Genomic DNA, 26,179 nt, shown 5'->3' with positions numbered 1-26,179 from the left:
TTCTCACCTTCGTCAGCGGTCTTGGCCTTGATTCTCGCCCGGAGCTTCGGAACGAGATCAGCCAGCCTCGGCATGCTCAGTGCGTGCGCGCGTGCTGGCGAGTCGGTAGGAGTCGGTGCCGGTCTCGATGATCGTGCCGTTGAACGTGAGGCGGTCGACGATGGCCGCACAGAGGCGTGGATCGGTAAAGGTCTTGGTCCAGCCGCCGAACGACTCGTTGGAGGCGATGGCGACGCTGTTCTTCTCCTCGCGCTCGGTCAGCACTTGGAAGAGGAGTTCGGCGCCGTGGCGGTCGAGCTCCATGTAGCCGAGTTCGTCGATGCAGAGCAGGTCGACGCGGCCGTAGCGGGCAATGGTCTTGTTCAGCTGCTTCTCGTCGGCGGCCTCGACCAGCTCGTTCACCAGCTTCGTGGCGAGCGTGTAACGGACGCGGTAGCCCTTCATGGCCGCCTCGGTGCCCAGGGCGATGAGCATGTGCGACTTGCCGGTTCCGGAGTCGCCGATCAGGCAGAGGGGCTGGCTCTTCTTGATCCATTCACAGCTGGCCAGCGTGTGGATCGTAGCGGCGTCGATGTTCGGGTTGGCATCGAAGTCGAAGGCACGCAGGGACTTCTCCCGCGGGAAGCCGGCTGCCTTGATTCGCCGTTCCGAACGGCGACGGGCCCGGTCGTCGCACTCGGTCATCAGCAGTTCGGCGAGGAAGCCGCGGTAGGTCATCTGGTCCTTGACCGCCCGGTCGGCGATCTCGTTGAACTCGTTGCGGATCGACGGGAGCCGCAGCAGGCGGCAGGCGGTGTCGATCGCGGCGTCGGCGGCCTGCTCGGTCAAGCCTCGCTGGCGGGGCAGAGTGGTCACTGTGCTTCTCCCTCATGGCGGTCGCCGCCGCTGGTGCGGCGGCGTCGGAGCAGTTGGTCATAGGGGGTCACCGACGGCATCGGTCGGGTGTCCGGCGGGAGGTGTGCGAGGCGCCACTCGTGCAACGACGTAACGGTCGCCGGCGTCTCGCCGGGCAGCCCCGGGACGGAGGAACCCACGATCGGCTCGTCCTCCGCCTGAGCAGCCTTGCGGGCCTCCAGTGCGACAGCGTCGGCGGTCAGGGCGCCGGCCCGCAGGGCGGTAGCCAGGCCCGCGACGACGTGTTCGTGGGAGAGGTGCCGGTTCAACAGCAGGACCTCGATCAGCGCCCGAGTGCCGTCCCGCTCGCCGTGGATCTTGCGGGCCTGGGCCCACCAGGCGTCGTGGACCGGAGTGAATTTGCCCGCTGACCGGGCCTGTTCGAGGGCCGTGGCACCGGGGAACGCGCCGGGCTTGCGGATAAGGGCTTCAAGGTAGTGGTCCAGGTCCAGGCGGCAGCCGCCCTTCGCGATCAGCCTCTCGTGCCGGGCAACTTCCACGTTCCGGTCGTAAACCACCAGGTGAGAGGCGTGCAGAACGACCCGCACCCGCTTGCCGATCAGGCGGGTCGGGACCGAGTAGCGATTGGTCCGGACATTGATCTGGCTGTAGCGGTCAACCCGCGGCGTGAACAGCCGGCCCGTCTCGAAGGGCTCCTGAGGCAACGGCATCAGCAGCGGCTGCTCGACGGCGAAGTACTCGTCAACGGTCCGAGGCCGCGAGCCGATCCTCCGGCGCCCGTCATGCAGGTCCCACTGGTCGACCATCTCGTTCAGCTCGGCCAGGGAGTCGACTTCCGGAACCGGCGTGAAGTGGTTGCGGCGGAAGTAGCCGATCATTCCTTCGACGCCGCCTTTCTCATGGGCGCCTTCGATGCCGGGGCGGCAGTAGAAGCTCTCGATGTTGAAGTGCGAGCGGAAAGCGATCCACCGGTCGGTCTCCACCCGGGCCCGACTCAGTCCCAGCACCTGGGCGACGGCCGACTTCAGGTTGTCGTAGCGGATCTTGGTCCGGGGAACACCGCCCAGCGTGCGAAGCGCGTGCACGTGTCCTTCGAAGAAGGCTTCCTGACCGCAGGAGGCGAAGACCCGGTGGACGGCCTTGCCGGAGTAGGACAGGCGAAGCGAGAACAGGTAACAGGTCACCAGCTCGCCGGCCAGGCGCACCGTCACGTCGCCGAAGTCGACCTCCGCCTCGTGGCCCGGCAGGTGGGTCTGCGGCACGAACGCTTCCACCGGAGCCTTGCCCGAGGCCGCGAGGATCTCCGGCTTCCGGTCGGAGACGTAGCGTCGGACCATCTGGTAGGACACGTCGGCGCTGTGCTCCTCGACGAGCCGGTGGAAGATCCGGGTGATCGTGTGGCGCTGCTTGCGCGGTGCGTCGAGGTCTGTCAGCAGCATCTCGTCGATCACCGGCTTGTACGGATCCAGCGCGGTCGGCCGCGGCGGCAGCTTCTTCCTCGGCTCTGGCCAGACCGAGTCCACGGCCTTCTTCACGGTCCGCCACGACACGTTGTACTTGCGCTCAAGCTCGCGCATCTTCATGCCGGCACGGTGATCACGCCGGATCGCCGCGTACAGCTCGACCTTGGACATCTGCGGCATGACCAGGACCTTTCACCAGGAGCATCCCGATGCTGCCCTGGCAAGTACCTCAGCGCTGTCAAAACTCGTGAACATCACCCGACCGTGGATCTGGGTGCCTCCCAAACCCGTGAACAACCGACGGCACTACTGGTGAATAAAGCCAGGTTTCAGGGGGATGTCGCGGTTGTGGAGGATGCAGGGCCGGGCGATGCCGGTGGGTGTGATCTTGATGCGGTTGGCGTCGGAGCAGGTGGCGCAGGAGGAGTTGGAGATGAACCCGATGGAGCCGGCCCAGCCGGGCGGCTGCAGGTATCGTCCCGGGCTTCGCACGCCCAGCTCGGTTCGGGAGATCTCGCCGGCCTTCTCGAACCAGGTGTGGAGGTGTTCGCGGACCTCCGCTTCGGGCACGAACTCGGTGGGGAACAGCGCCTCCGCCGGTCCGATGCGCTGCAGCTCGATCAGCCGGACGGCAATGGGGAGTTGCTTGGCGAGTTCGGCGACATCAAAGGCGTCGTCCAGGTAGGACCGCTGAAGCACGCAGTTGATCTTGACCTTGAGGCCGAGTTCGAGTGCTCGGTCGATCGTGGCACGGGAGACGCGCGGATCGCCGCCGCCCATGATCTCGGAGGATCGTGAGGGATCAAGGCTGTGCAGGCTAATGTTCAGGTACGTGAGCCCGGCATCGTGCAGCGCGTCCACGGTCAGGCCGCGGCGCAGGTTGCCGTGGCTGGTCATACCGACGGTCGCGTTGTCGCCGAGTCCGTCGGAGAGCGCCCCGATGATGTCGATGATGTCCGCGCGCAGTGTCGGCTCGCCGCCCGAGCAGTGCGCCTTGCGGATGCCCCAGAGCCCGGCTTCGTTCGCGATGCCCGCGTAGTCGGAGACGGTGAGCGTCTTGTCCTTGTGTCCGTAGTCGGGCATGCACCGCGGCTTACAGAAGACGCAGTCGAGATTGCAGATCGAATTCAGGGTGAACGCCAGGTAGGGGTGGTTCCGGCCGGTCTCGGCGAACTGCCGCAACAGGTCGGCCTTGGACAGATGCCGCTCAGTGGTCATGTGACCCTCCGTTGCTTGGGGTGACAGCGCCGTTGAGGGGCTGGTCAGCCAGGAAAAGCCGAAAGTTGTCGCGGAAGAAGGCGACCGCCTGGTCCATGTACGCGTGGCTGAAGACCGCGCTCTTCGGCGTGAGCACGATCCGCGGATGATGGCGGAGCCGATCGTCGAGCGCAGGCGGCTTGTGCGGCTGGACGTCGAGGGCGGCGCCGGCGAGATGGCCTCTGTCGAGTGCGCCCAGGAGCGCGTCATGGTCGACGGTGCTGGCCCGCCCAAGGTTGATGAAGACCGCCCCAGGACCGCATGCCTTGAAGGTGGTCTCATCGAAGAACCCGCGCGTCTTCTCGGTTGCGGGGAGCAGGTTGACGACGGCGCGCGAGCGCGGGAGTGCTTCGTGAACACGATGCGCAGGCACCCATTCGATCCCGCCGGGTTCGGAGCGAGGGGGTTCGCGTCGCACGCCGATGACGTGCATGCCGAGGGCCTGTGCGACCTCGGCGAGGCGGATGCCGACACAGCCGCAGCCGACGATCGTGAGGGTTTGTCCGTACAGGTCAAAGAAGCTGCCGGCGAGGTCGTCCTTCCACCAGACGGACCGGATTTGAAGTCTGCTGCTCTCGAACAGGCCACGCGAGAAGCCGAGGAGCAGGCCGATCGCGTGCTCTGTCATCGGTTGACCGTGGTAGCCGTACCCGCGGGTGAGCATGATGCCCGCAGCTTGGAGCGTGGCCACCGGCCAGTGATCGACGCCGGCGGACGGGGTGGCCGTCCAGCGCAGCCGTGTCGGGGGTTTCAGCCATTCCGTGTCGAAGGCCCAGCCGAAATAGACATCTGCGGCGTGGATCTCGACAGGGACGTCGTGCTCCTCGGCGAGGCGGAAGCGGACGCTGGGGAACGCGGACCGTAGTTGTTCCGCATGTCGGTTGGAGAACTGCCAGAAGCCGTACGGCGAGTTGAGGGAGACAAGCACGGTGGTTGTCACGCTCAACTCCTCTCAGCGGCGCTGAGGGCCATTGCCCAAGGGGTGTACTGGCGCAGGTAGGAGCGGATCGTGGCCTCGTAGTCGTGCCGCGCCATGAGCAGAGCCCTGCTGCGAGCACGCATCTGCTCACGCTCTCCGCTGCTGATGTGAAGGGCCTGGCTGACCGCACGAGCGAGGTCCATGGGGTCACGGGCCTCTGCCGTGAATCCGGTTACCCCGTCGACGACGGTCTCCGTGAGTCCGCCCGCCCGCGTCGCGATCACCGGCGCCGCCCCCGAGGCGAATGCTTCGAGAGGGATCCTCCCGAACGGCTCGGCACGGGAGGGCACCACCACGGCACGGAGAGCTGGGCTGCGCAGCCACGAGCGGTACAGGGGCGAGAACCGCGGCAGAAACGTTGCGTCGATCGCGTAGTCACGGACCATCGCCTGGAGCTGTCGCTGGTAGTCGGTGAGATCTTCCGTGTGCGTCGTGGCTGCCAGCACAAGGTGCGGCAGCCGTGTCCCCTGCACATCGAGGAGGCGGAGGGCTTCCAGCAGGTCTTCGAAGCCCTTGCACTCCACTGCCCGGCCCATGGCCAGCAGGAAGCCCGCTCTGGCTCGTGGCGGCAGCGGAGCAAAGGGGAGGTCTTCGTGGTCACTCAGGAGCAGGCCGTTGGGGAGGTCGACGACTGCGTGCCGCGGGACGTCGTAGACCTGCTCAAGGTGGCCGCGCATGTGGTGCGAGATGGCAGCGACGCGCGCGCCGCCGCTCACACCTGTGGCCAGCCCCCTGTGTTCCCAGCGGATACGCCGTCGGTCCTCGGGCGAGGCGAGTTCGCTCGTTGACCGGGGCACGAGAAGGAGACCGAACGGATCGTCGGTGCCTCGATGCAGCCCGAGACCGAGGAAGGGGATGTCCAGGCCGATCAGTTGAGCCATAGGCGTACGAGCAAGGCGGTCCCGAGCGACTTCCATCACGCGCTCACACAGGGATTCGCAGCCTGCGACGGCAGCAGTCGCCGCGCGACCGCCTGGAACCGGAACGACCTCGGCCTCGGCTCGCTGCACGATCCTCTCCGTCTCCGCCACCCATGCCGGGTCGTAGCTGGGGTCGGAGCGTGGAATGTGAACGGGCGTGATCAGGAGGCGTCCCGGGGGCAGTGTCCGCGTGAGTACGTCGAGGAACGCGCGGTTGCTGAAGCCCGTGCCCGACGTGCAGCCGTAGTAGCCGTCATGCAGCGCGACGGCGATCTTCGGCTGAGTCGTGCCTAACGCCGGCCTGACGACTTCCCCTGTGCTGCTTTGCCGCTGGAGGGGGATCGCATCGCCGGTCGGAACGTGAATCACGCGCTGTGAACTGGGTTGATGGGCTGCCATGAGGGGACGCCTCCAGTGCGGGAGCGGTGGCTAGGGCAGGGGGAGTTGCCTGGATCGCGTGTGCGTGGTGTGGTCCATCGGAAGCTCTGTGCGACGGAGCGTGAAGAGACGATTCCACTGGGCGAGCGCGGCGAGCGGACAAACTGTCCGTAGGAATTCGACGACGGACCCTTGACGTCAACAGGGTTTGTCTGATGGCGAGTTGACGGACGCGGACGTTTTCGGGCGGTGGATTTACGTCAGCAGGGATCGATCGAGACGTACCTTGGCCATCCCCGCGGCGCTTCCGTTCCTGGGCCCGAGCTTTCACGACACGCTCCTCAGTCCTGGGCCCCGACGGTCGACCCGCTCGACTTCCAGAACACCGGACACACCGGTGGCCAGAGGAGGCGATAGATCGGTCAACTGGGTCAACTAGCAAGGGTGTTGCACGATCTTGGTGAAGCCTGGGAATGCCTGAGCGCGAGGTACGGACCGCGAGTAGGACAGTCCAGGAGTGGTACGGCATGCCGAAGGCACCCGAGAGGCGCAACGAGGTCCTGTCGGTCTGTCTGGACGAACTCGGCTGGACCCCCAAGTTGCTTGCACGCAAGCTGAACCGCGTGTTCGGGGTGGGGACCGTCGCCGAGTCCGCGCCGTACCACTGGCGGGACGCGGGGGGCGTTCCTCGTTCTCCCCTGCCGGCGATGGCGGCGTACGTCCTGTCGCAGGAAAGGGGCCGCGTCATCTCCGTCGAACAGCTCTGGCAGGGCAAAGCAGCAGATGCGCCCATGTTTATAGCCGCAGATGCGAGCCTGGGACACTCCTGGAACGTCCAAGGGCTCGGTCGCATTGTGGAGGACTGGGTGCTCGGTGGGTTGCTCGATCGACGCCGCTTTCTGGCCATCTCGGGGTCCGGACTGCTCGCTGCGGTTTCCCACTACCTGGACGGAACGGCCGGCCGCGGGGCGTTCGGCCCGAGAATCGCCGACGAAGGACATGCAGACCCGCTCGTCACCCAGGTCGAGCAGAACCTCCCCCTGCTGCAGCTTCTCGACGACGAGAACGGCGGTGCTCGTCATCTTCCCTACGTCGGAGCCCAGTTCAGAGCAGTCGGTCTCCTGCTACACGAAGGTGCTCACTCGGACACAGCCACCACGCGACTCATTCGCGCCTTGGCCGAGATCGGACAGCTCGCCGGTTGGATGGCCTTCGACTCGGCAGACCACGGTCTCGCTCAGCGGTACTTCGTCACCGCACTGCGCGCTGCTCACCAGGTCAACGACCGTGCGCTGTGCGCCCACATCCTGGCCGACATGTCCTTCCAGGCGGCTACCCGCCAGCATCCTGCCGACGCGATCGCCCTGGGCGAGGCCGCCCGTCGCGCGAGCGAGGGAGGGACCGCGGGTGTGCGTGCTTCGGTGCTCTCGCGCCTGGCCCACGGGTATGCGACGGCCGGCCGTAGCGTGGACTTCGAGCGGACAAGCGGACTGGCCCGTGAGTTGATCGAGCAGCGGTCGGATACCGAACTCGAGCCCCGGTGGATGTACTTCCTGACTCCCAACCACCTGGAGTGCCAGGCTGGATACTCGTTGATCGGCTTGGGTCGCTCTGCTCTGTACCAGGGAGGCCGCTCCGTCGGTCGGAGTTTCGTGCGCCGGGGAGAGGCACTTCTGGAGACAGGAGCGCACGGCGCAGAGAGAGGAGACCCAAGCCAACGCAGGGCGCTCTTCGAAGGGGCATGGCTCGCCCTGGGGTACAGCGCCTCAGGCGAACTGGAACGGGCCTGCGACATCGCCAGAACGGCTGCTTCCAGGCTCGCGACCGTGCGCTCGCCCCGGAGTGCCGCGCTCCTTCGGCAACTGGCTGTCGAACTGCGTCGCAAGCAGAGAAACCCACACGTCGGCACTCTCCTGCCCGAGCTCGAGGAGCAACTGGCGAAATACGCGGGTTCGGCCGCGGGGCCTCCGGATACGGTCGGAGCATGACCACAACCGGCAAGATCGTCATTGTTGGCGGAGGCGTCACGGGCCTGACGACAGGGGTGGCACTCCTCGAAGCAGGCTTGCCCGTACACCTGGTGGCAGCAGAGATTCCCGGCCCGACGTCGGTGGCCGCGGGCGCAATGTGGGGCCCTTACCTGGTTGAACCGTGGTCGAAGGTGCGTCGGTGGAGCCTTGTCTCTCTCGACGTCTTTCGAGGGCTGTCAGGCGACCCTGCGACCGGCGTTCGGATGGTCAGCGGCGTCGAAGCTGCCCGGAACGCGGTGACCGCCCCGGAGTGGAGCACTTTGCTGCCCGACTTCCGTAAGTGCTCTCCTGGCGAACTGCCGACCGGGTTCGAGGGCGGCTATCGCTTCACGGTTCCTCTCATCGACATGCCCGTCTACCTCCAGTACCTGCTGCAGCGGTTCCGGGAGGCAGGAGGCACGATGCAGCGGCAGTTCGTCAGTTCGCTCGACGAGATCGACGACGGGTCCGTGATCGTGAACTGCGCCGGGCTGGGCGCTGGCGAGCTCGCCGCGGATGACAGTGTGCGACCAATTCGCGGCGAGCACGTGGTCGTGAAGAATCCCGGCATCACGGAGTTCTTCTCCGAGGACACGGGTCTGTCGCCCGATCTCGTCTGCATTTACCCGCACGGCGAGACGGTGGTTCTCGGGGGCACAGCGATCGACGGCGAGGCGAGTCTCCGGGAGGATCCCGTCGCGGCAAGGGCGATCGTCGAGCGGTGCGCAGCAGTCGAACCTCGGCTGGCGAAGGCTCCTGTCGTCGCGTCCCGAGTCGGAGCACGGCCAACACGCTCCGCGGTGCGAGTCGAGGCAGACAGCCGCGGTGATGGAGTCCCGGTGCTCCACAACTACGGCCATGGCGGTTCCGGCGTCACGCTGTCGTGGGGCTGCGCTCAGGAGATCGTCCAGCTGGTGACTGCCACCGGTTAGGAGAGGAGCTCCGTGATCGCGGTCTCCAGCCCCTCAACGTCTTCCAGAGTCCGAAGAACGACGTCCGCGCCGGCTCGTTCGAGTTCCGCTGCTGACGTGGTACCGGATGCGATGCCGATGACGGGGACGTCGCCTCCGTCCCTGCCGGTACGTACATCTTCCAACGAGTCTCCGATGATCACTGAGTTGGAGTGGCCGAAGGAGACGCCGTACTTGGCCTGTGCTCTCTTCTGCGCGATGCCGACGAGTGAAGGGCGATGGTAGTCATCGGACGCGTACCCGCCGATCTCGGTATCCACGAACGACTCGAGGTCGAAGGCTCCGAGCTTCAACACGGCGTTTGCCTTGAGATTTCCGGTGACCACGGTCGGTACGAGATCTGCCCGGTCCCGTACCGCCCTCAGAGCAGCGACAGCTCCTGGCATGAGCTTTCCCTGTTGCCGAAGGTCTGCCGTGTGCGCAGCCAGTCGCTTCGGCAGAAGCTCGATCATGAGAGGCAGCAGCTCCGGCACCCGGCCTTCAGGAACGCCGTTGTCCATGAGCATCGCACGGATAGCCAGGGGCATCGTGACGCCCGTGCCGGGGGCCGGCAGATGCTCGACCGGGTACCCGACGATCTCTGCAAAGGTCTCGCGGTAGACCTGCCGATCGATCTCGCCGACGTACAGCAGCGTGCGGTCGATGTCCCACAGCACGAGGGACCGTTCGGCTTCAGCCACTCCTGACTCCTTGCCTTCGACAAGGGCGGCAGCGCCCTGTGGCCGCGAGAGTACGTGGTTCCACACCTGTCGATGATGTGATGCAGGCACTTGGCTACCGTCTGCAACCGAGGGGCAAACACGGGTTTCAAGCACCTGAAAGAACCACGCGGACAATCTGTCCGTAGGTAGTTCGTCGCGCACCTCTTGACCAGAGAGCGATACTCCTACTCACCCTACGCCCGCATCGTCACAATATGCCGCACTTCAGCCACCCGGTCAGAGGCCTTAGGGGGAGCCGCGGGGAATCTCCGGCCCGTTCTACAGCTTCACGCCGCGGTCGCGATGCCATCGGCACTGTTAACAGTTGGCGACCAGGGGCGCAGGCTCAGACATTATCCGTACTCTGATCCGAGTGCTTCATCGCGAAGGGACCGATCCACCGATGAGTGAAAACCTGACGCTGGGAGACCGTCTCCGTATCGCTCGCAGGACACGGAAGCTCTCTGCCGCCCAACTGGCACAGAAGGTTGCAATATCACCCAGCTACCTCCAAAAGTTGGAGTCTGGCGCGCGGAAGGCTTCGCCATCGCTGATCCTGGCGCTCGCGAAGGCACTGCACTTCGGCCCCGAAGTACTCACAGGGCAGCCGTACTACGGCGAACCCGAGGCCGAGGACGGCGTCCACGCCGTAATCCCCGAGCTGCGGCGGATCATGCTCTGCTACGACACCCCCGACGAGGCGGAGATCAGGCCGCGCTCCCTCCCCGTCCTCGCCTCCGAGGTCGACCAGGTATCCGCCCTGCGGCGAGACGCACGCTATGCCCCCATGGGGCCGCTCTTGCCGCCCATCATCACTGAGTTGACGCACCTCGCTCTCGAGGGTCGCAACGGTGATCAGACCAAGGCCTTCTGGCACCTGGCCCGCGCCTACCGCGCCGTGAACTCTCTCGCGCACAAGATGGGCCACCATGACCTGTCCAATACCGCGCTGGAGCGAGTGCGGTGGGCCGCCGACCGTTCACGTGACCCTCTGATGCAGATCACTGCCGGCTACCTGGTTGCGGGCGCCATGCTTCGCCAAGGCGCCTACTCCCCCGCGCGCCGCAAGCTCCTGGCCCTGAGGGGGGAGCTGGAGCGGCTCCAGCCCGAACGCTCCTTCACCGACGACGCTCTCGCGGTTGACGGCGCTCTCCTCCTGAAGCTCGCCGTGGTGGAGGCGCGGGAGAACAACGCGGACCGAGCCAATGCCTACCTGCAGGAATCCAAAGATGTGGCCAGGTTCGCCGGCAACCGCGATTCCCTCGCCTACGAGACCTCCTTCGGGCCGACGAACATCCGCATCCATGAAGTGCACGCGATGATCGACATGGGCGACACGGAGCAGGCCCTGGCACGGCTTGCAGAGTGGGGGCCTTCCTCTGGCGGGGAGTGGATGCCGCCTGCTGTGACCGTTGGCGAACGGTCAAGCCACCACTTCATCGATGTGGCTTCGGCGAAGCTCACCGTAGGGGACAGGACAGGAGCCTTCGCCGACCTTCAGCGGGCGCGCAAGGTGGCACCGAATCACGTCAGGTTCCATCCATCGGTCCGTGAGACGACCTCCGCCCTATTGCGTCTGGAGACGCACCCCTCCAACGAACTTTCCACGTTCGGGAGTTGGGCGGGATTTACCACGGCCTGACGATACGTCAAGGGGTTTCGCTGAGGAATCCCACGTACAGTCTGTCCGCTCACGGAGCTTGCAGAATGAAATGGTCTTCTCACAACCAGTTGTGGGGAGACCATTCGCATGATGCCCGATGCCGACCCGAGAGCATCCGCCCCTCTGCCCCGATGGATGCCCATCGGTGATGAACCCGACCTGTGTGCCACAGGCATGTGGTGGGACGCCATTCGCGCAGTCGAGGCCACCGGCCTCCGAGCGATGGAGATCCTCACCGATGCCGGCGATCCGATCGGCCCTGTAATTCTCGAGCCTGAAGGCCCGGAGCCCCGTCTCTACTTCCTCGTACCCTCGGGGACCGCTGCGGACTGGACCGAGCCTGGAACCGTTGCCCTGGGGACGAAGTGTCACGTCCTTGTTCCGCAGGCGGACAAGACTGAACCCCCCGGACTTCACTGGCACAAGCTGCCCAGCACCCCAAGGTTGCTCACCCAACCCGCGGCACTGCGAAGGGCTTTGAGCAAGGCGCGCCGAGAGCGTCAGGGGCCAGCGGAGGCAGCATCCGCGTAGGGCGGACCCGCAATCCTCGGCAGTCCATCCGTCGGCTGATTCTGGGCCCGCACGGACTCAGTCCATCAACACATCGCTCCCGTAACTCGGAGCCGCCAGAACACCCTCGCCTGGCCCGACCAGACCTCCTCACGCCCCGTTCCCGCAGTCCTTCCACGGAGCCCTCATGTCCCTCGCAGGCACCGAATTGCCCTGGAACTTACAGCTTTTGGAGCACCCACACTTCGACGGGCTCCTGCACCTTCGAAATGTGGACGTCGTGCAGGCAGGACTCGGCATTGGCCTCCGCGCGCTGGAGGAAATACGCAGGACCGAGCGGATGGTTGGCCCTGCGGCGTGCTGTCTGGCCCATCTGCGCATTCACATCCCGGTCGAGGCACACACAGCCCAGCGGTGGCAGGCTCCTCAGACGTCGTGCCGGCCCAGCACGGTGGAATGTGACCCGCCCTGGCAGCAGGGGTCTCGAAGCAACTGCTGTCGCGTATGGCTGCTGCCGCCTGAAGTTGCATACGACGTCACCGACAGCGCCGATCTCCACCATCATCTCGCCCTCGCACGATCTGCAAGGTATGCGGTCTTCTGCGGAAGCAGGGTGGCCTGATGTCGCTGAGCATCTCCGCGGTCGTACTTCTCGCCGTCATCGTCGTCGTGCTGATCCGGAGCAAGTCCTTGAAGCCGGGGCCAGCGATCGTGTGTCTCCTCCTGGGCTTCTACCTGGCCAGCTCGTCGATCGCGCCGACGATCTCGGAGGCGACGACGAGCGTGGCCCGAATGATCAGCGGGATCAAATTCTAGACAAGTCGCTGAGGCAGAAGCCCAACGCGACGCCCGTCCTGCCTCCGCGCTGCACGCGGCCCCTGTACTCCCTTCCCCCTACTGAGGACCCTTGATGAGCTCGATACCGGACGCACTCCCCACGGTCCTGGCCGTGGGTGCGACCGCCTCCACTCTCGTCGCTGCACCGCTCCTCGTCCGAGCCCGCCGCTTGGCAGTGAGTCTGCGGCGGGAACGCAACACCGCCCTCCAGCGGCAGGCGCGTCTGGAGGACCGCCGACTGGCGCTGGAAGAGGAGACCCAGCATCTGGTCCAGGACCGGCTGCCCGCCCTGGTCACTCACCTTGCTCACCGACATATCCCGATTCCCGGTCTCCTTCACCCTGCGTTCGCCGGTACGGGGATCGACGTGGCTCATCGGGGCGTCATGGACCAGTTGGCCCAGGCCGTCGCTGCTGAGCGGCAGCGTGTGGACGAGGCAGCGCAGACCGTCATGCGGGGTGCAACCACGGTCATCCAGGCTCAGAGCTACCAGATCCAGTCGAAGATCGCCGCGATGCAGCACCACTACGACAGCCCGGACATCGCGGGAGAGCTCCTTGAGCTGGATCATCTCAACGAGCAGAACTTGCGTCGTATTCAGGCGACCGGCGTGCTGTGCGGGGCGTGGCCAGGGTTGACCCGGGCGGATTCGCATCTGGGTGACGTTGTCATCGGCGCCCAGTCCCGCATCCGCGGCTACCACCGGGTCCAGGTCACCAGTCAGCTGACCAATCCGGTCGCCGTGGTGGCCCGAGCCGTTGAGCCCGTCGCGATCGCCGTGGCCGAGCTTCTCGCCAACGCCGTCCACCATTCCCACGGCTCGTTGTCCATCGACGTCAGCCTCCACCAGGTCCAGGCCGGGGTGTGTGTCGTCATCGATGACGCCGGGGTGGGCATGCACCCGGACGAGGTCGAGTTCGCCACCCGCCTGCTGACCGGGCAGCAGGCCATTCTGCTGACGACGCTCGGTGACCCACCGCGGTCCGGGTTCGCCACCATCGGCCGCTTGACGCAGAAGTACAGCTTCTCCGTATCCGTCGACAAGCCAGCACCGTATGGCGGGGTACGCGCCGTCGTGTTCATCCCCGCCCATCTGCTGACGCTGCTCGATGAGCAGGCCCATCCCATGTCAGCGATGGCGCCGCTGCCTCGTACAGCCGCTCCGGCGGCCGCCGGGACCCCGCTTCAAGCTCCACAGCCCGCAGCCGATACGGCTGACGGCGAATTGCCTCGCCGTCGCCGACGTCATCCCCAACCCACCGCTGATGCCCCCGCGGCTCCACCGGAGCCCGCGCGTACGCCGGAGGAGGCGGAGGCGACGTGGAGCGCCTTCCAGGCCGGCACTGCGTCGGGCCGCGCAGCCGTCCACCTCGACCACAGTGAAGGGACTCACCAATGACTACCGCCAAGCGCCCCGTGAGCAAGGACATGTCCTGGGTGCTGGAGCCTCTTCTCGTCCTGCCGAAGATCGTTCACGCACTCGTGCTGTCTGCCGACGGCTTGGTCCAAGGCGCCTCCCCGAGTCTTGGCCGGGAGGCCAGGGAGGGCGCTTCGGCGATGATGTCCGCTCTCCAGGGCGCGGCCCGCACGGTGGCCATCTCGCTGTCGGCTGATGCAGGCACCCAGCTGCGACAGATCGTCATCGACACGACATCGGGCTTCGTATTCGCGATGCCGGCAGGCGAGAACACCGTCCTCGCCGTGTTCGCCGAGCGGGAGGTCGACATGGGGATCGTCGCGCACCACATGCAGATCCAGGTCGCGACCCTCGGGGACAAGGTCATGACCTCACAGGCCCGGGACTCCGGCACACCGGCATGACGAGCCGACGCGGCAGCAGGCGCCTGGTGCCCGCCTACCTTGCGACAACGGGTCGAAGCCAACCGACCCGCAACACCTTGGACCGTCTGACCCTTCTCAGCGCAACCAGTTCGCAGGTGCCGGAGGGGCTGAGCCCGACGCAGCGCCGTCTGACCGAGCTTGTTCACGGTGGGGCGTTGTCGCTGGCCGAGGCCGCGGCGTACCTGGGTCTGCCGGTGAGCGTGGTCCGTGTGGTGGTGGCCGATCTCGTCGACGGCGGGCATCTCGGTGCCCGTGCCCCCATCCCCACGGCCCAGCTGCACGATTCGCAATTGTTAGGGAGGGTGCTTGATGGACTCCGCGCCATCCGTTAACGCCACGTACTTGGCAAGTGCCGAGCAGACGCTGGTGAAGATCCTGGTCGCCGGCCCTTTGGGTGTCGGTAAGACCACCATGATCGACGCGCTGTCGGAGACGGTGCCGCTGCACACCGAAGAGACGATGACGCAGGCCAGCACGTCGGTGGACGATCTGGCCGGGGCGCGGAACAAGACCACCACGACTGTCGCCATCGACTTCGGCCGCCGCACGCTGCCCGGCGATCTCGTCCTCTACTTGTTCGGTACCCCGGGCCAGCGGCGTTTCCGGCCGCTGTGGGAGGACATCGCCCACGGCGCTCTCGGTGCCCTCGTGCTCATCGACACGCGGCGCCTGGATGCCTCCTTCGAGGTCATCGACATGATCGAGGAACGGGGGCTGCCGTATGCGGTCGCGGTCAACGCGTTCGACGACGCGCCCGCGCATGCGCACGCGGTGCTGCGCGAACACCTCGATCTCGCGCCCGAGACCCCGCTGGTCACCTGCGACGCGCGCGATCGGGTTTCCTCCATCGACGCGCTCATCGCGCTCGTCTCCCACCTGGTCGCCCACTCAGCCCTGGACGCTTCATGACCTACTACACGCCCGATCCGGTGCCGCTGTACGGGCCGGACTTCACCGCCGACCCGGATGCCGTCTATGCACGGCTCCGCCGCTACGGGCATCTCGCTCCCGTCGAGATCAGCCCTGGAGTGCACGCCTACCTGGTCACCGACTACCGGGCCGCTCTCGACCTCCTCCACGACAGCGACACGTGGTCGAAGGATCCCCGTATCTGGCAGGAAACGCTGCCACCGGACTGCCCAGTCCTGCCGATGATGAAGCACCGCCCCAACGCACTGTTCAACGACGGCGACGTGCACGCCCGGTACCGGTCGGTCATCACGGACAGCTTTTCCCTCATCGAGCCCCACCACCTGCGTCAGCAGGTTGCCCAGGCCGCGGACGTGCTCATCCGCGAATTCGCCGCCGCCGGCGAGGCCGACCTGGTCACCCAGTACGCGCGCCCCCTTCCCCTGGTGCTGTTCAACGCCCTGTTCGGCATGCCCGACCACTACGGCCCGCGCCTCGTCGCTGCCCTTGCCGGCATGTTCGAGACCGCAGGCTCCGAGTCGGCGAACACCGCGGACGCGGACTTCGAGCAGTACGTCATGGAACTGATCGCGCTCAAACAGAAAGAGCGCGGGCACGACCTGACCTCGTGGATCATGGATCACCCCGCCGGGCTGAACCCGGAGGAGGTCATCCACCAGGTCGTGCTGACAATGGCTGCCGGGCACGAGCCGACGACGAACCTGATCTCCAACGCGCTCTCAAGGATGCTGTCCAACCCGGACTACTACAGCACGCTGTCCAGCGGGGCTCTCACCGCCCGCGATGCCATCAACGACGTCCTGCGCAACGAACCTCCGATGGCGAACTACAGTGCGCACTTCCCCCGCCGCAACGTCCGCTTCCACGGCACCTGGATCCAGGCCAACCAGCTCGTCCTCGTCTCCTACCACGCGGCGAACACCCAGCCCGACGGGCACCCCGAGAACACGGAGCGCACGGACGGCGGCGCACACCTCGCCTGGGCCGCTGGCCCTCACGCCTGCCCGGTCAAGCAGCCCGCACTGCTCATCGCCACGGCCGCGATCGAGCGGCTCACCAGTCACCTGTGCGACCTCGAACTCACCGTGCCCCGCCACCAGCTGACCTGGCGGGACGGATTCTCCCACCGTGCCCTGGCCCAGCTCCCCGCCCGTTTCACCCCCATCACCCGCGACCATGCAGGAGTCACCCCATGGACCAGCCCCTCCTCATCGACCCGACCGGACGCGACATCCAGGGCGAAGCCGAACGTCTCCGAGCCATCGGCCCCGCAGCCCGCGTGATGCTGCCGGGCGGCTATCCCGCCTGGGCCATCACCAGCCACCCCCTGATCAAAGACCTGCTCACCGACGACCGCGTGAGCAAGGACCCCACACGGCACTGGCCCGTCTTCCAGCGCGGCGAGATCACCCCGGATTCCTGGCTATACACATGGGTCGGCGTGGTCAACATGTTCACCGCATACGGCACGAACCACCGGCGACTGCGGAAACTGGTTGCCCCGGCGTTCACCGCCCGCCGCACCGAGGCCCTCGCCCCCCGCATCGAGCAGATCTCCACCCAGCACCTCGACATCCTCGCCGCAGCCCCGGGCGACCAGCCCGTCGACCTGCGCGCGGGGTACGCGCACCCGCTGCCGATGCAGGTCATCTGCGAGCTCTTCGGTCTCCCCGTCGAACTCCGGCCCCGCACAGCGCAGCTGATTGAGCGCATCTTCGACACCACTGTCACCCCGGAAGAATCCGCGAAGACCTGGCAGGACATCCATACCCAGCTCGGCGAGCTGATCCAGCTCAAGCGCACGCACCCCGGCGACGACATGACCAGCGTCCTTATCTCCACCCGCGACGATGACGGCGACCGCCTGAGCGAGGAGGAACTCCTCTACACCCTGCTGCTCGTCATCGCCGCCGGCTTCGAAACCACCGTCAACCTCATAGGCAACGCGGTGCACGCCCTGCTCACCCACCGCAAACAACTCCACCGCCTTCGCACGGGAGTTGCCTCCTGGAACGACGTCATCGAGGAAACCCTGCGCTGGGCGCCGAGCGTCGCCAGCCTGCCGCTGCGCTACGCCGTCGACGACATCCCCCTGCCCGACGGGCAGACGATCACCAAGGGCGAAGCCATCCTGGTCGCCTACGCCGCTGCCGGCCGTGACCTCGAGTACCACGGCCAGGACGCCGCCGACTTCGACATCACCCGGCCCACCCGGGACCATCTCGCCTTCGGCCACGGAGCACACCTCTGCGTCGGCGCTCCCCTGGCACGGCTCGAAGCCCGCATTGCCCTTCCGGCCCTCTTCGAGCGATTCCCCGACCTCACGCTCGCCGGAGCACCACAGGACCTCCAGCCCGTGGAGTCCTTTATCGCCAACGGGTTCCAGTCCCTACCCGTCCATCTGACACCGGGCAAGCAGGCCTCCTGAGCCTGCACCGCGCTACCAGCTTCATGGCCAAGCCGATTCACCCACGCGTTCCTTGAAAGGATGTCCGATCTTCGTGAGCTCACAGCCAGCCCGTCCACCGACGACTCTGCTGTCACTGACACCTGGCCAGGCGCGGATCGCCGAAAAGGTCGCGGACGGCCGCAGCACTGATCAGATCGCCTCGGATCTCGGAATCGCGATTGGCACCGTCAGCGCGCACCTGGGGCACTGCGGCCGAAAGCTCGGCGTGAGCGGCCGCGCGCCCCTGGTGCACGCCTGTTACGTCACCGAACAGATCCCGCGCCCCGACCTGGCCACGCCGCCGGGGACGTTCTCGGACGTGGAGACCTGGACGTGGCGGATGGTCGCCACCGGCGCCAGCGCGCAGGACATGGCGGAGCAGGCGACCATCACACACGACGACGCGCTGCGGCGGATCAGGTCCCTGCGCGAGTGCGTAGAGGCGCGCAACGCCCCTCACCTGGTGACGCTCGGCTGGGCCTACGCCGTGCTCGACGCATCCCTGACCGACATGACCTCAGGAGTGATTCTCCCCGTCCCGGCCCGCAGATGACGAGCTCGGGCCGCGTTGTCAGTGGCCCTTGTCAAGCTACTCCCTCACGCATGAAACCTGTCGTGATCAGCCAGTCACGCATGGTGGCTTCACTGGCTGCCTCGGCGAACGGAAAGGCGCACGGACGTGACCGACATCCCCGACAGGGTCCGCCACCTCACGGCCTCGGTGGCCGGAGATTTCCATGTCATCGCCGAGCATTCCTGGCCCGGTCCAGACCGCCCCGGGGTCTGGGAGGTACAGGGCAGCGACGGGAAGCGGTGGTTCGTCAAGCGCCATGCGGGTCCCAAAGGGCACCGCCGGGAGGTCGAGGCATACCAGCGGTGGACGGCCGCACTCGGCGCGGGCCGGGCCCCCACCCTCGCGGCCGCCGACGCCGAGGCACGCGCCATAGTGATCACACGCGTCGCGGGTCGCAGCGTCCGCGACCATCCGCTGGATACCCAGCAGGAGCTGGCGGCATTCCAGCAGGCCGGATATCTGCTGGCTCTCCTGAACTCCGCCCACGTGGGGACGGCTGTCGAGCCGAGCGAGCAGGAATGGGCAGCGGACGTCGAGAAAATGCTCAGCGACGCGACGCTGTACCTGCAGTCGCCTGACGTCGCGCTCTTGCGCGGCCTCACCCGGGAGCGCCCTCCCGCTGCGCCGTCGGTGGTGTCGCATGCCGACTTCCAGCCACGGAACTGGATTTGGGATGCGTCCGAACGGCTGCTGCGGCTGATCGACTTCGAGCGGACCTGCATCGAGCCCGCCGTGCGTCGTGACCTGCCCCGCCTTGAACTGCGGATCCTTCCCGCGCGCCCCAAACTCCGCGAAGCCTTCTACGACGGCCACGGCCGTCAACTCACGCCCGAAGAGCTTCACGCCTGCGCCGCGTACGGGGCCCTGGACGTGGTCAGTGCCCTGAAGTGGGGCCTTGAACATCGCGACGTGGAAACCGTGGACGCCGCCCACACCATGCTGGAGAACCTCCGCGCTCAGCGTTCCGGCCCCAGCCGCCGCTTCGGGACTCGGTGACCGCCGTGGCCGTCGCCGAGTATCCGGCTGAGGTCCTCGCCGGGAGGTATGGGCTGCCCGTCTCCGCGAAGACGCGTTCACCGGCCTCAGCTCGCCCGGGGGCCGGTGTGGATAGCCACCAAGCAGCATGACCGTGCAAGTCCTACCCGCTCTCGTGCAGCGGGCTAATCCGCACATCAATCCGAAGGAGATGCCGTGGCGCACCGCATCGTGATCGGCCTGCACCTGGTGCTCATCCGCGACGGACAGGTACTGCTCGGCTTACGCAAGAACACGTCATGGGCTGATCAAACCTGGCACCTGACAGCCGGTCACCTGGAGGAAGGCGAGTCGATCCTCGCCGGCACGGCGAGAGAGGCAAAGGAGGAACTTGGCCTCGTCATCGCCGAAGACGACCTCGACCTGATCCACACCCTGCACCACCTCGACGCCGACGACGGCAAGAGCCGCCTCCAGATGTTCTTCCGACCCAGCCGATACACGGGCGAGATCACCAACAGCGAGCCGGACAAGTGCGCAGAACTGCGCTGGTTCGACCTCGACGCACTCCCCAAGCCCGTCGTGCCGTACATCGTGACCGCACTCGACGGCATCCGGGCAGGCAAGAACCTGTCGCTGGACGGGTGGCGCCGATGACAACCACCCCGAATCCTCTCCCGGCCCCAGTATCGGCCGATAAGGAGGCGCCGGATGAGGAACTGCGGCTCGTCATCCCTGGTGACCGGCGTATCGAGGCCGCCGACGCCATCACAAGCCGCTCCATGGCCCGCCGCCTGCCCCAGCTGATCCGCCGCTCCCTCGCCCTTGGTTGGCAGGTCGACCGGACCGCCGTGATCACTCTGCTGGTCTGCCAGGTCCTGGCGGGAGTGCTGGAGGCGTTCGGGCTTCTGGCCACCACCGGCGCCATCACGCCCTTGATTGCCTCACCGCACATCAGCACGGAGCAGATCCTCAGTGCCTCACCCTCACTGGCCATCCTGATCGGTGCTGTAGGCCTGCGTGCACTTTTGGGCATCGCCAGCACCGCGTTGTCGGCACGGCTGGCTCCGCGGATCTCCCGCGAAGCCGAACTGAAGCTGCTCGACGCTGCGACGCACGCGGAACTGTCGGCGTACGACAACCCGGGATACAACGACCGCTGGGACGCCGCCGACCGCGGCGTGGAAGTCTCGCGCGACCTGCTGACGCAGTGCCAGTACATTCTCGCGGCCTCCACTTCCCTGATCGCCGCCGCGTGCGTCCTGGCCGCGGTACATCCCGTATTGGTGCCCCTGCTGATCCTGGCGGCGCTGCCGAAGGGCGTAGCCAGTGTGCGGGCAGCCCGCATCACCTACATCGCCTCCCTCGCCACTGCGAAGGACCGCCGACTGCTGGGCATGCTGCGCTGGTACCTGGTCGACAAGCAGACGGCCGACCAGGTCCGGTCCGGGACCATGGCGCCCTTCCTGCTCGGCAAATACCGCGCCACCGGGAAGCGGATCGACAAGACCACCGACCAGGCCACCTGGCGCAGCGCCAAGATTTCTCTGCTCGGCGGGGCCGCGGGAGGCTTCGCCAGCGCCGTGGTCTGGGCCGCTCTTGGCGTGCTGGTCGCCGCAGGGCAGATTTCCGTCGCCGCCCTGGGCACCGCGTTTCTCGCCCTGGGCCGAGTCGGTGCAGGACTGGACGGCATCGTCGGCTACGGTGCCCAACTCTTTCGCACCGGGATGTACTTGGACGACTGGGCCGACTTCATCGACGAAGCCGGCGGCCACCGCCTCGACCGCGGCCCGGCCATCCCCGTCGGGCCAACTGTCGTACGCGCCGAGAACATCACCTTCAGCTACCCGAGCGCCGAGCGTCCTGCCCTCGACCAGGTATCCCTCCACGTCCGCCAGGGCGAGGTTGTGGCACTAGTCGGCGAGAACGGCTCCGGCAAAACAACCCTCAGCAAGCTCCTGTCCGCTCTCTACCTGCCCGATCAGGGAACTATCTCCTGGGACGGCACCGACACGCGGGAGCTGGATGCGATCGCCGCCTGGTCGCGTGTCGCCGTCGTACCGCAGGACTACGCGTCCTGGCCCCTCTCAGCGAGAGACAACATCACCCTCGGCCAACCCACCCCGGACGCGGATGAGGCCGTGCTCGCCGCGGCGCACGCGGCAGGCGCCGACGAAGTCATCGACGACCTACGCAGCGGTCTGGACACTCTGCTTGCCAAGGAGTGGTGGGGCGGCCAGGAACTCTCCGGCGGACAGTGGCAGCGCATGGCGATCGCCCGCGCATTTCACCGCCCCGCGAGTCTGCTCGTCCTGGACGAGCCAACCGCCGCGCTCGACCCGCGGGCCGAGCACCGGATCTTCACCGGGTTGCGCCGTCTCGCCGCCGACCGTGCCGTCGTCTTGGTCACCCACCGGCTGACCAATGTCGCGATCGCCGACCGCATCGTCGTACTCGACAAGGGGCGCGTCATTCAGCACGGCACCTTCGCCGAGTTGCTGGCCGACCGAGACGGCTTGTTCCGCGAGCTGTGGGACCTGCAGAACGAGCGCACTGGACGCATCCCCGCACCTGCGGACGCCAGTGATGATGTGGCACCTAATCAGCACGCCCTGTTCTGACATTCATGAACAGCGATGAAGCGCCTCGTGATGGGCGAAGACAGCGTCGTATGGGACAGGCGGCGGCGAGAGCTTTGGGTATCCGGGTGATACGAATGTGTGTCAGGGGTGGCATGACGTTGCATGATCCGACGCAGACGGCTGCCCTAACTCCACTCCCACTGTGCCGTCCGTCCCGGGTTCTGGGGGAGTTGTCCGACAGCGGTTCTAGCGCGAGCGTTCGTCGTGTCTGGCCTGCGCCATACCTTGGATGAACTGCGTGAGGAACCCCGCGCAGCCGCCGACGAGTATTGCGGCGACGATGCCGCCGGTTGAGATGTCGGGCGAACTGACGATGACCGCGATAGCGACGCCACAGGCGACGATGATCCCCAGCGGCTTGGTGGGGATGCGGTACCACCAAGGCGTGCCTGCGCCCATGAGCGCCCCTTCCCTGTCGACGATCCGGCCGAGTGTGAGGTCAGCGTAGTCACGGCGGGACGGGTGGCTGCCGCCTACCGCGGATCGGGGCTCGCTCCGTAAGTCGACCGCATGGATGCACTCAGGGAAGTACAAGCCCTTCATCTTGCTCTCGACGTGGGCGCCTGGAAACCGACAGCCTCAGATCAGCTCCTTGCGAAACTGGTCGAGGCTGACATGAGTCTCGTCTCAGCCGAGCGCATCCGGTCGGCATTCGACGAGTTGGGAAATGCGAGTGGCCCACTGGCCGACGTGCTCGTACACGTCGAGGCGATCTTGACTGGAGCTATGTCTCCAGGTGTGAATCCGGGTCAGAGGGATGTCCGGTCAGCGACAGGCGCTCCGCTGCAGGCCGTCTATCCGCACATGCGGCCTGCGGAGATGGGTCCTCTGTAGCCGGTCGCCGCCGCTGTCCGACACGCGTTCTAGCGTCAGTTGAATGGATCACAACAACTCGCCCCGGCAGCACGTACGGATCACTGCCAGGGGAGACGAAGCCACCGTCGAGATCGACGGCGAGCGGGTAGACCCGCGCGCTGTCGGCGCTTACACCATCAGCCAGATCACGGGCGAACCCGCGCACGTCCTCCTGCACGTCACCGATCGCGGAAGCACCCAGTGGTCAGGGATGGCGCGCGTCTCCGTCGCCGACGTTCCCGACCCCGGCCCGGCCGCCGCTGCGTTCCTCGACGCCATCGACGCTGAAGCCCTGGAGCGCGCGGCGCTAGCCCGGTCCGACCTCGGCACCGGGCCGCACTCGCTGACGCAGGCGATGCTCACCCAGCTCGGAGAGTGGGCCCGTGGCGTTTGACGTGGAGGGGGCGCGGCGGGTCGTCGGCCGGATCCTGGACGACAAGCTGGAGGCGTGGCGCGACAGCGGTGGCCGTGCGGACGACTACTTGGACGAGGCGACGGGGAAGCTGGTGCCGCCAGCACCGGACGAGGTTTTGATCTGGGATGGGCTCGGCGCGGTGATGACGCTGGGGCGTCCAGCGATCACCAGGCCGCTGGGCGGAGCGGTCGCGCCCGAGCCGCCGACCACCGACTACCAGGCGGTTCTTCCGGTCCAGGCACCGGAGTTGCGGCCTGACGACGTGATCCGCGTCGCCGGTTCCGTACGGCCCGGAGGTCCGCGTGACCCGCAGCTCGTCGGCCGCCGCTTCCGGGTGTCGGACAAGGCCGTCGGCACCTACAGCGTGGTGCGCATCGTGCGGGTGCAGGTGATCGACTGATGGCCGTAGCGAACCCGCATCGGAACGCCCACCCCGACGCCACGGCGTTCCGCGACCCGATTGCGCTGGCCGCCGCGCTGGCCCGGCTGGGTCCGGCCGCGCGCGCCCGGACGCGCACGATCACCCGGCACCACGCGATGCTGCTGCGCGTCCGTATCCAGCGCAATGCCTCCGGAAGGCCGGGGCCGCGGGTGATCACTGGCCAGTACCGGGCCTCCTGGGATGTGCGCATGAGCACCGGCAGCGGGCAGGTGACGGCGGAGGTGTACTCCGATGCCCCGCAGGCGAGGAGGCTGGAGTACGGGTTTGTCGGCGTGGACTCCCTCGGCCGCCACTACCGGCAGCCGCCGTTCCCCCACGTTGAGCCCGCGTTTCGGCAGACGCAGCCCGGCTTCATCCAGGCTCTGGCCGACGGAGTCCTGCCGTGACGGGTGCACGTCTGCCCGTGACCCGGGCGCTCGCCGTGCTCATCGCGAAGGCGACCGGGCGGCCGTGCGGCATCGGTGAACTGCCCTGCGTCCGGGCCCGGTCTGGGGAGGGGGAGCCCGCCTCCGTCCCGTACACGATCCTGGACTCGCTGCCGGGAGAGTTCAGCGGCCCGCCTCTGTGGGACTGGCATGCGGACGCTGCCTGGTCCTACCAGGTGACCTCGGTCGGTGAGAGGGACGACCAGGTGCAGTGGCTCGCCGACCGCGTGCGTTACGGCGTCGTCGGCCGCACCGATGACGAATGGGCGCATGACCTGCATGTTCCACAAGCCCGTGTGATCGACCGGGAGTTGGATCACGACAGCGGAGGGGAGCCTTCTGTGTCGGCGGCAGGCGCTATCGTGTCGTACGTGCAGAGGTTCACGATCACCGTGACTCCTGCCTGAAGGATCGTTTCCTCACCGCGGAGGTCCGCGCGGACGCCAGGCCCCGGCCAGGCGAACCCCCTTTGGAATTCAAGGGGCAGGGCCTCGCACGGGACGCTGCCCCGGAAGTGGGAGCGGACCTGTGTCCCTGAAGAAGCCTGCCACCCAGACCCGTTTTCTCCGGCGCGGTATCTCCAAGATCTACTGGCTCACGTCGATCACCGACCCGAAGTGGCCGAGCCGCAAGGAAATCTCCGAGCCTAACCGGTTCGACCTGACCAACGCCGTCTCGGACATCGAGGGCTGGGCGCTGGAAAACGATCCCATCGAGACCCCCGACATGGGCTCGACGTTCAACTCCTCGATCCCGGGCAACGACAAGGCGGAGAACTCCAGCCTTACCTTCTATGAGGACCGGCACTCCGACGCGATCGAGCAGCGCCTGCGCAAGGGGGCCAAGGGCTGGGTGGTCCTGCTCAGGAAGGGGGACATCCCCGGATCCCGCTCGGTCGATGTGTTCCCCGTGCAGGTGGCCACTCGCGCCGCGACGTACTCGACCGGCAACGAGGCGGCCAAGTTCAAGGTCGACTTCACCATCATCGACGAGCCGTCGCTGGACGCCGTGGTGCCCGAGGCAATCCACACTCTCCCGAAGCCGTCAGAGGACTGCGACGACGAGCACGACCACGGTCACCACGACCACGACGAGGACCACGTTGACGTCACCGTCGTGAGCGCGACGAAGACCAAGACCACGGTCCATGAGCACGGCGAGGACTGACGTGTCGCGCCCCGCACCGGCTAAGCGCCCGTCCGCTCCCCGCGCTGAAGCGCCGGCGGAGGGGGCGTGGGCGGCCAAGATGGACCGCCTGCGTCGTCGTACCCGGCCGCAGAAAAGTCTCCGCGTATGCGATGACGATCAGCTCAGAGAGCAGGTCGAGAGCGCCGAACAGGACGCCCAGCGCGCCCGGTTCATCGCCGAGGCCACGCCGGACGACGAGCCGGCGGCCCAGCGCGCCGCAGATGCGCAAGCGGCCTTCGAGACCGCGAGCGCCGCCCTGGACGACGCCTCGGACTTCCTCACGTTCCTGGCGCTGCCGCGCCCGGTCCTGGAAGAGCTGATCGCCGCGCACCCGCCGACCGAGAAACAGGAGGAAGAGGGGGCGGTGTTCAACCCGGACACCTTCCCGGCCGCGCTGATCGCGGCGGCGTCCTTCGACGGCATGAGCCAGGACGAGGCATCTGAGCTGCTAGCCACCTGGTCGGCGCCAGACGCCAACCTCCTGTGGGAAGCGGCCTGGCAGGTCCAGCAGGAAAGCCGGGTCGACCTGGGAAAAGGCTGAGCCGCGACCCGCACCTGCGGGCCGAGCTGGAGCTGTGCGAGAAGTACCGCATCCCGCACTCCCAGCTCCTCGGCGGCGACGGCCGGTGGACGGAGCTGGACCGGGCGAAAGCCCTGGCCTGGGCGGAGTGGCAGCGAGCGGTGTGCCCCGAGTGCCACACCCGGCTGGAGGAGTGGGACCGGGACCGGCACGCCTACGTCACCGACACCCTGCGCTGCCCCGGCTGCGAGCTGATCGAGCAAGAGCGCGACCACGTCCCCGGAGACCGCTCCGGCTACGGCGTGAAGATCCAGCTCCTTCCCCGCCACCAGCACCGCGACCACACCTGATCCAACCCGCACGACGTACGTAAGGAGCA

Annotated in this window: 29 protein-coding genes; 21 read left to right on the top strand and 8 right to left on the bottom strand. The window is 66.9% G+C overall.

Annotated features, from left to right (window positions below):
- Positions 1-57: 57 nt before the first annotated feature.
- From istB to OHA61_RS16885, 5 genes are all read right to left on the bottom strand, one after another.
- On the bottom strand, positions 58-855 hold the full coding sequence (gene istB, locus OHA61_RS16905; protein ID WP_406301087.1) for an IS21-like element helper ATPase IstB: 798 nt from the start codon (positions 853-855) through the stop codon (positions 58-60).
- Positions 852-2,489 (bottom strand): IS21 family transposase, encoded by a 1,638-nt coding sequence (gene istA / locus OHA61_RS16900; protein WP_406307239.1) that lies wholly within the window; start codon positions 2,487-2,489, stop codon positions 852-854. Before istA ends, istB begins: the two co-directional genes overlap by 4 nt.
- Positions 2,490-2,624: 135 nt before the next feature.
- Positions 2,625-3,536 carry a radical SAM protein gene (locus tag OHA61_RS16895; protein WP_406303712.1) on the bottom strand — a complete coding sequence of 304 codons (912 nt, stop codon included), beginning with the start codon at positions 3,534-3,536 and terminating at the stop codon, positions 2,625-2,627.
- On the bottom strand, positions 3,526-4,515 hold the full coding sequence (locus OHA61_RS16890; RefSeq protein ID WP_406303711.1) for a D-2-hydroxyacid dehydrogenase: 990 nt from the start codon (positions 4,513-4,515) through the stop codon (positions 3,526-3,528). The genes OHA61_RS16895 and OHA61_RS16890 overlap by 11 nt, the downstream gene beginning before the upstream one ends.
- A 2-nt stretch (positions 4,516-4,517) precedes the next feature.
- Complete coding sequence (locus tag OHA61_RS16885) at positions 4,518-5,843, bottom strand: glycosyltransferase family 4 protein (protein WP_406303710.1); 1,326 nt, start codon at positions 5,841-5,843, stop codon at positions 4,518-4,520.
- Positions 5,844-6,379: 536 nt separating this feature from the next.
- On the opposite strand from OHA61_RS16885, the gene OHA61_RS16880 reads away from it, so the two are divergent.
- Together OHA61_RS16880 and OHA61_RS16875 are read left to right on the top strand one after the other, a co-directional pair.
- The gene (locus OHA61_RS16880) at positions 6,380-7,840 is read left to right on the top strand and encodes a carph-isopro domain-containing protein (RefSeq protein WP_406303709.1); all 1,461 of its coding nucleotides are present in this window, start codon (positions 6,380-6,382) and stop codon (positions 7,838-7,840) included.
- Positions 7,837-8,793 (top strand): FAD-dependent oxidoreductase, encoded by a 957-nt coding sequence (locus OHA61_RS16875; protein ID WP_406303708.1) that lies wholly within the window; start codon positions 7,837-7,839, stop codon positions 8,791-8,793. Before OHA61_RS16880 ends, OHA61_RS16875 begins: the two co-directional genes overlap by 4 nt.
- Here the strand turns inward: OHA61_RS16875 and OHA61_RS16870 are convergent.
- Positions 8,790-9,512 (bottom strand): HAD family hydrolase, encoded by a 723-nt coding sequence (locus OHA61_RS16870; protein ID WP_406303707.1) that lies wholly within the window; start codon positions 9,510-9,512, stop codon positions 8,790-8,792. The genes OHA61_RS16875 and OHA61_RS16870 overlap by 4 nt on opposite strands.
- A 424-nt stretch (positions 9,513-9,936) precedes the next feature.
- Here OHA61_RS16870 and OHA61_RS16865 point away from each other — a divergent pair, with 424 nt between their 5' ends.
- Entirely contained in the window at positions 9,937-11,175 is a 1,239-nt protein-coding gene (locus tag OHA61_RS16865; RefSeq protein WP_406303706.1) for a helix-turn-helix domain-containing protein, read from the top strand.
- A 751-nt stretch (positions 11,176-11,926) separates the two neighbouring features.
- On the opposite strand, the gene OHA61_RS16860 is transcribed toward OHA61_RS16865, so the two are convergent.
- A complete protein-coding gene (locus OHA61_RS16860) occupies positions 11,927-12,079 on the bottom strand; it encodes a hypothetical protein (protein WP_406303705.1) in 153 nt (50 codons plus the stop codon).
- A 248-nt stretch (positions 12,080-12,327) separates the two neighbouring features.
- On the opposite strand from OHA61_RS16860, the gene OHA61_RS16855 reads away from it, so the two are divergent.
- The 11 genes from OHA61_RS16855 to OHA61_RS16805 all read left to right on the top strand — a co-directional run bounded on the left by OHA61_RS16855 (position 12,328) and on the right by OHA61_RS16805 (position 21,934).
- On the top strand, positions 12,328-12,522 hold the full coding sequence (locus OHA61_RS16855) for a hypothetical protein (RefSeq protein ID WP_406303704.1): 195 nt from the start codon (positions 12,328-12,330) through the stop codon (positions 12,520-12,522).
- Positions 12,523-12,616: 94 nt separating this feature from the next.
- Positions 12,617-13,942, top strand: a complete 1,326-nt coding sequence (locus OHA61_RS16850) for an ATP-binding protein (RefSeq protein ID WP_406303703.1) — start codon at positions 12,617-12,619, stop codon at positions 13,940-13,942.
- Entirely contained in the window at positions 13,939-14,364 is a 426-nt protein-coding gene (locus tag OHA61_RS16845) for a roadblock/LC7 domain-containing protein (protein WP_406303702.1), read from the top strand. Before OHA61_RS16850 ends, OHA61_RS16845 begins: the two co-directional genes overlap by 4 nt.
- 77 nt (positions 14,365-14,441) lie before the next feature.
- Positions 14,442-14,717, top strand: a complete 276-nt coding sequence (locus OHA61_RS16840; protein ID WP_406303701.1) for a DUF742 domain-containing protein — start codon at positions 14,442-14,444, stop codon at positions 14,715-14,717.
- Positions 14,695-15,294, top strand: a complete 600-nt coding sequence (locus tag OHA61_RS16835) for a GTP-binding protein (protein WP_406303700.1) — start codon at positions 14,695-14,697, stop codon at positions 15,292-15,294. Before OHA61_RS16840 ends, OHA61_RS16835 begins: the two co-directional genes overlap by 23 nt.
- Positions 15,291-16,598 (top strand): cytochrome P450, encoded by a 1,308-nt coding sequence (locus OHA61_RS16830; RefSeq protein ID WP_406303699.1) that lies wholly within the window; start codon positions 15,291-15,293, stop codon positions 16,596-16,598. Before OHA61_RS16835 ends, OHA61_RS16830 begins: the two co-directional genes overlap by 4 nt.
- Positions 16,508-17,743: a cytochrome P450 gene (locus OHA61_RS16825; protein ID WP_406303698.1), complete on the top strand. Its 1,236-nt coding sequence runs from the start codon at positions 16,508-16,510 to the stop codon at positions 17,741-17,743. The genes OHA61_RS16830 and OHA61_RS16825 overlap by 91 nt, the downstream gene beginning before the upstream one ends.
- 73 nt (positions 17,744-17,816) lie before the next feature.
- Positions 17,817-18,317 (top strand): helix-turn-helix transcriptional regulator, encoded by a 501-nt coding sequence (locus tag OHA61_RS16820; protein ID WP_406303697.1) that lies wholly within the window; start codon positions 17,817-17,819, stop codon positions 18,315-18,317.
- Between the two features lie 126 nt (positions 18,318-18,443).
- Entirely contained in the window at positions 18,444-19,334 is an 891-nt protein-coding gene (locus OHA61_RS16815) for an aminoglycoside phosphotransferase family protein (protein ID WP_406303696.1), read from the top strand.
- 195 nt (positions 19,335-19,529) lie between these two features.
- Entirely contained in the window at positions 19,530-19,970 is a 441-nt protein-coding gene (locus OHA61_RS16810) for an NUDIX domain-containing protein (RefSeq protein ID WP_406303695.1), read from the top strand.
- Positions 19,967-21,934, top strand: a complete 1,968-nt coding sequence (locus OHA61_RS16805; protein WP_406303694.1) for an ABC transporter ATP-binding protein — start codon at positions 19,967-19,969, stop codon at positions 21,932-21,934. The genes OHA61_RS16810 and OHA61_RS16805 overlap by 4 nt, the downstream gene beginning before the upstream one ends.
- A gap of 207 nt (positions 21,935-22,141) precedes the next feature.
- Here the strand turns inward: OHA61_RS16805 and OHA61_RS16800 are convergent, their stop codons facing one another.
- Complete coding sequence (locus OHA61_RS16800; protein ID WP_406303693.1) at positions 22,142-22,354, bottom strand: hypothetical protein; 213 nt, start codon at positions 22,352-22,354, stop codon at positions 22,142-22,144.
- Between the two features lie 478 nt (positions 22,355-22,832).
- Here OHA61_RS16800 and OHA61_RS16795 point away from each other — a divergent pair, with 478 nt between their 5' ends.
- The 7 genes from OHA61_RS16795 to OHA61_RS16765 all read left to right on the top strand — a co-directional run bounded on the left by OHA61_RS16795 (position 22,833) and on the right by OHA61_RS16765 (position 26,150).
- Positions 22,833-23,204: a hypothetical protein gene (locus tag OHA61_RS16795; RefSeq protein WP_406303692.1), complete on the top strand. Its 372-nt coding sequence runs from the start codon at positions 22,833-22,835 to the stop codon at positions 23,202-23,204.
- Positions 23,194-23,625, top strand: a complete 432-nt coding sequence (locus OHA61_RS16790) for a DUF6093 family protein (RefSeq protein WP_406303691.1) — start codon at positions 23,194-23,196, stop codon at positions 23,623-23,625. Before OHA61_RS16795 ends, OHA61_RS16790 begins: the two co-directional genes overlap by 11 nt.
- Complete coding sequence (locus OHA61_RS16785) at positions 23,625-24,053, top strand: HK97 gp10 family phage protein (protein WP_406303690.1); 429 nt, start codon at positions 23,625-23,627, stop codon at positions 24,051-24,053. The genes OHA61_RS16790 and OHA61_RS16785 overlap by 1 nt, the downstream gene beginning before the upstream one ends.
- Positions 24,050-24,499 (top strand): hypothetical protein, encoded by a 450-nt coding sequence (locus OHA61_RS16780; protein WP_406303689.1) that lies wholly within the window; start codon positions 24,050-24,052, stop codon positions 24,497-24,499. Before OHA61_RS16785 ends, OHA61_RS16780 begins: the two co-directional genes overlap by 4 nt.
- Before the next feature lie 121 nt (positions 24,500-24,620).
- Positions 24,621-25,259: a hypothetical protein gene (locus tag OHA61_RS16775; protein WP_406303688.1), complete on the top strand. Its 639-nt coding sequence runs from the start codon at positions 24,621-24,623 to the stop codon at positions 25,257-25,259.
- Between the two features lie 79 nt (positions 25,260-25,338).
- Entirely contained in the window at positions 25,339-25,821 is a 483-nt protein-coding gene (locus tag OHA61_RS16770; RefSeq protein WP_406303687.1) for a hypothetical protein, read from the top strand.
- Positions 25,764-26,150, top strand: coding sequence for a hypothetical protein (locus tag OHA61_RS16765; RefSeq protein ID WP_406303686.1), 387 nt, complete (start codon positions 25,764-25,766; stop codon positions 26,148-26,150). Before OHA61_RS16770 ends, OHA61_RS16765 begins: the two co-directional genes overlap by 58 nt.
- The last annotated feature ends 29 nt before the right edge of the window (positions 26,151-26,179 follow it).

The sequence above is a fragment of the Streptomyces sp. NBC_00885 genome (assembly GCF_045207475.1).
Lineage (GTDB): Bacteria > Actinomycetota > Actinomycetes > Streptomycetales > Streptomycetaceae > Streptomyces.
The sequence above is the reverse complement of the archived record's forward strand: the minus strand, read 5'-3'. Positions and strand labels throughout refer to the sequence as shown.

What these genes read in the sequence shown, in the direction of transcription:
- istA (WP_406307239.1), bottom strand. Translation starts at nt 2,489, where the DNA reads ATGTCCAAGGTCGAGCTGTACGCGGCGATCCGGCGTGATCACCGTGCC.
- OHA61_RS16850 (WP_406303703.1), top strand. Translation starts at nt 12,617, where the DNA reads ATGAGCTCGATACCGGACGCACTCCCCACGGTCCTGGCCGTGGGTGCG.
- OHA61_RS16800 (WP_406303693.1), bottom strand. Translation starts at nt 22,354, where the DNA reads ATGGGCGCAGGCACGCCTTGGTGGTACCGCATCCCCACCAAGCCGCTG.
- OHA61_RS16875 (WP_406303708.1), top strand. Translation starts at nt 7,837, where the DNA reads ATGACCACAACCGGCAAGATCGTCATTGTTGGCGGAGGCGTCACGGGC.
- OHA61_RS16880 (WP_406303709.1), top strand. Translation starts at nt 6,380, where the DNA reads ATGCCGAAGGCACCCGAGAGGCGCAACGAGGTCCTGTCGGTCTGTCTG.
- OHA61_RS16795 (WP_406303692.1), top strand. Translation starts at nt 22,833, where the DNA reads ATGGATCACAACAACTCGCCCCGGCAGCACGTACGGATCACTGCCAGG.
- OHA61_RS16805 (WP_406303694.1), top strand. Translation starts at nt 19,967, where the DNA reads ATGACAACCACCCCGAATCCTCTCCCGGCCCCAGTATCGGCCGATAAG.
- OHA61_RS16845 (WP_406303702.1), top strand. Translation starts at nt 13,939, where the DNA reads ATGACTACCGCCAAGCGCCCCGTGAGCAAGGACATGTCCTGGGTGCTG.
- OHA61_RS16895 (WP_406303712.1), bottom strand. Translation starts at nt 3,536, where the DNA reads ATGACCACTGAGCGGCATCTGTCCAAGGCCGACCTGTTGCGGCAGTTC.
- OHA61_RS16785 (WP_406303690.1), top strand. Translation starts at nt 23,625, where the DNA reads ATGGCCGTAGCGAACCCGCATCGGAACGCCCACCCCGACGCCACGGCG.
- OHA61_RS16855 (WP_406303704.1), top strand. Translation starts at nt 12,328, where the DNA reads ATGTCGCTGAGCATCTCCGCGGTCGTACTTCTCGCCGTCATCGTCGTC.
- OHA61_RS16860 (WP_406303705.1), bottom strand. Translation starts at nt 12,079, where the DNA reads ATGGGCCAGACAGCACGCCGCAGGGCCAACCATCCGCTCGGTCCTGCG.
- OHA61_RS16830 (WP_406303699.1), top strand. Translation starts at nt 15,291, where the DNA reads ATGACCTACTACACGCCCGATCCGGTGCCGCTGTACGGGCCGGACTTC.
- OHA61_RS16770 (WP_406303687.1), top strand. Translation starts at nt 25,339, where the DNA reads ATGGACCGCCTGCGTCGTCGTACCCGGCCGCAGAAAAGTCTCCGCGTA.
- OHA61_RS16865 (WP_406303706.1), top strand. Translation starts at nt 9,937, where the DNA reads ATGAGTGAAAACCTGACGCTGGGAGACCGTCTCCGTATCGCTCGCAGG.
- OHA61_RS16825 (WP_406303698.1), top strand. Translation starts at nt 16,508, where the DNA reads ATGGACCAGCCCCTCCTCATCGACCCGACCGGACGCGACATCCAGGGC.
- OHA61_RS16835 (WP_406303700.1), top strand. Translation starts at nt 14,695, where the DNA reads ATGGACTCCGCGCCATCCGTTAACGCCACGTACTTGGCAAGTGCCGAG.